This is a genomic window from Kitasatospora sp. NPDC091335 (genome assembly GCF_044757205.1).
GTDB lineage: Bacteria > Actinomycetota > Actinomycetes > Streptomycetales > Streptomycetaceae > Kitasatospora.
Genome location: NZ_JBIVUM010000034.1, coordinates 1 through 3,235 on the forward strand (window position 1 = coordinate 1; position 3,235 = coordinate 3,235).

A 3,235-nucleotide genomic window follows, 5' to 3' on the forward strand; every position below is an offset into this window, starting at 1 on the left:
CCGCTCCGCTTCGCTCCGGCGGCCCGGTGGGCTGAGGCGTGATCACATCGCTGAGCAGGGAAATCGGCTGATCTCACGACGGGCTGACTAGGGGGAGGGTGGCGCTCGGGGGCGCGTGCGGGTCGGCTTCACTCCTGAAAAATTGGTCTAGTCCACGGTCTAGACCTCCATTTCGGCCTCGCGGCGGGTCGGGGTGCGCTACCCTCAAAGGGTGAGCAACGGTCTCCAGTGTATCAGTCTTCTAGCGTCAGATGATCCCGCCGGGAGTGGGGTCCGGGCCCGTGCTTTTCGGGCGTTCACCGAAATTCGCGGCCAGGGACTGATATCTTGCCGGATAGTCGCTTCTATCACGCGCTATTTCCGGTCGCCTCGATTCTCGGGCCGGTCCGTCGAATGTATCAGTAGGGCACTGTCAGCATTTCCCGTGTGGTCCCTGGTGTGGGTCCGGGAATGGGTGAGGGGAGACACGTCTTCGTGAACGTCGTAAAGCCTGGCTTGAAGGCCGCTCAGTCCGCTGCCGGCATCTCGCTGCGCGGGCACCAGGAGGAGGCCCTGGAGGCCATCGTGCGGGGCCTGACGCCCCGTCCGGGGCATCCGGCTCCGAACGGGCTGCGGGTGACGGTGCAGATGGCCACCGGCTCCGGCAAGAGCTACGTCGGTGCTGCGGCCGGCCAGAAGCTCGTCCCGCGCGGGACGGTGCTGGTGGTCGTGCCCACGCTGGACCTGCTGGTGCAGATGGTCGGTGCCTGGCGGGCGGCCGGGCGGTCCGGGGACATGCACGCCATCTGTTCGCTGGTCGACTCGGAGCTGCCGTTCGGGGTGATGGCGAGCACCAGCCCGCTGATGATCGGGATGTGGCTGGCGACCGCCGCGAAGCACCGCCGGCCGACCACCCTGTTCGCCACCTACACGTCGGTGGGCGCGGTCGCCGACGCCTACGAGTACTGGGCCGAGCGTCAGGGCGAGCTGCTGCCCCCACTGGGCCTGATGGTCTGTGACGAGGCGCACCGCTCATCCGGCAGTGTCGAGAAGACCTGGACCGTGGTCCACGACCAGGCCGCCATCCCCGCGGACCGACGGCTGTACATGACGGCGACGCCGCGGATCTGGGCGCCACCGAAACGCCCCGCCAAGGGGCGCGAGGGCGCCTACCAGCCGCTGCCGGAGGAGCTGGCGGTGTCCATGGACGACCAGCGGATCTACGGGCCGCACGTGTACTCCCTGGGCCTGGCGGAGGCCATCGACAGGAAGTTGTTGGCCCCGTTCGAGATCGTGGTCCTGGAGCTGCGCGACCCGTTCGGCGACCGGGCTGCGGCGGAGGCGCAGGGAGTGCCGTGGGGGCCGGGCGTCGGCGAGGCCCTGGACGGGAGCGAGGACGAGGTGCCGGCCGCGCGGATCGCCGCGATCCAGGCCGGGCTGGTCAAGACCGTGGTGGAGCGGGATCTCCGGCGGTGCATCACGTTCCACAGTCGCACGATCGAGGTGCGGTATTTCTCGGAGACGCTGAATCAGACGGTCGAGAAGCTGCATTTCGAGAATCCTCAGAAATACCCGCCCGAGGTCTGGGCGCAGTGGCTTTCCGGTGAGCACGATATCGACTACCGGAAGGAGCTCATCGGGGACTTCGGGAAGGGCGAGGAGGACGACGGACTCAGGTACCGGATTTTCAGTAACTGCAAGGTCCTGGGCGAGGGTGTCGACATGCCGAATGCAGATTCTGTTCTTCTGCAGGGCAGGGGCAGCATGGTGGATATCGTCCAGGCCATCGGCCGGGCCCTGCGCATGCAGCCCGGGGAGGGAAAGACTGCCAGCCTGATCGTGCCGGTTTTCCTCAAGCCCGGAGAGGAGCCCGGGGACATTCTGGAGTCCGATTCCTACGGCCCCCTGGTCAAGATCCTGACCGCGCTGCGCAGCCACGACGCGAAGGTGGTCGAGGCCCTCGCGGTGCCGCAGAAGTCCGGCAAGCGGACCAAGGGGCGCAGCGCTGAGGCTGCTTCCGGTCCTGGTGAGAGCATGGTTGGTGCGGGTGGCGGGTCGGGTGCGTTCACGCTGCCGGTGCGGTTCCAGTCGCCGGTGAACGAGAACGTGCTCGCGCTGTTCATCGCCTCCAGGGTCCTGGTCGGTGAGACGCAGTTGTGGCGGGAGGGGATCGGTCACGCGCGGAAATGGTTCGAGGAGACCGGCGGGCTTGACGTTCCCTATTCTGCGCTTGTCGGGGAGAACGGGAATTACCCGCTCGGAAAGTGGCTGTCGGACCGGCGCGGCGAGAATGCGAATGGTGAGCTGGCGTCATACCGGGTGGAGATGCTGGACGCGCTCGGCATGATCTGGTCCGTGAGCGACGCCCGGTTCGAGGCCGGGTTGGACTGGGCCAGGGTCTGGGCGAAGGGTCACGGCGGGAGCCTGGCGGCGCCGGCGCGGGCGTCGGTCGGCGGCTACGCGATCGGGACGTGGCTTTCGGAGCTGCGGGCCGCGGCGCAGGTGCCGGCAGGCGAGCCGGGGGCGCTGGTGCCGGAGCGGCGGCGGGCGCTGGAGGAGATCGACCCGTGGTGGTGCCCGGCCTGGCCGGTCACCTGGCAGCGCGCCTACGCGACCGCCCGGCTGTGGTGGCTGGACACCGACGGCTTGGTCGACTGGGCACGGCTGCCCCTGGACACGGTGTTCGAGGGCGAGCAGCTCGGCCGCTGGGTGCAGGCGCAGCGAGCCGGCTGGCCGGACCTGGAGGAGGACCAGCGGGACCTGCTGTCAGCGATCGGCATCGAGGAGGACCAGGAGCTGGTGGCCGCGAAGGCCGCCGCCGAGGCGAAGCCGAAGGTGTCCCGCGGCGACAGGTTCGCCCAGGGCCTGGCCGCGCTCGCCCAGTTCGTCGAGCGGGAGCGGCACCCCCGGGTGCCTCGCCCGCACAAGGAGCCGGTGGAGGCCGTGGAGGCCGGCCCCGGCGGCGAGGAGCAGGTGGTGGTGTCGCACTTCGCCCTGGGCACCTGGCTCAACAACCAGAAGGCCCGCCGGGCGAAGCTGACCGCGGGCCAGCTCGCGCAGCTGGCGGAGCACGGCGTGGAGTGGGCGTAGCGGGCCGTCCCGGCCGGGCTGGTGTCGTTGGCCGGCGGCAGGCTGCCGGGGCCGAGGCACCGGAAGGCCGGCCCCCGCCCGGGGCGGCCGTGCGGGGGCCCGGGGGCCGGTTTTTGGGCCCCCGTTCGGGGGCCGGGGGGGGGGGGGCCCCACCCCCGTTGACGGC

1 protein-coding gene is annotated in these 3,235 nt (G+C 70.1%); it reads left to right on the forward strand.

Features of this window, described 5'->3' with window-relative positions; all coding sequences use genetic code 11:
- Positions 1-474 precede the first annotated feature (474 nt).
- Positions 475-3,069 (forward strand): Helicase associated domain protein, encoded by a 2,595-nt coding sequence (locus tag ACIQOW_RS38875; protein ID WP_401092593.1) that lies wholly within the window; start codon positions 475-477, stop codon positions 3,067-3,069.
- Positions 3,070-3,235: the final 166 nt, after the last annotated feature.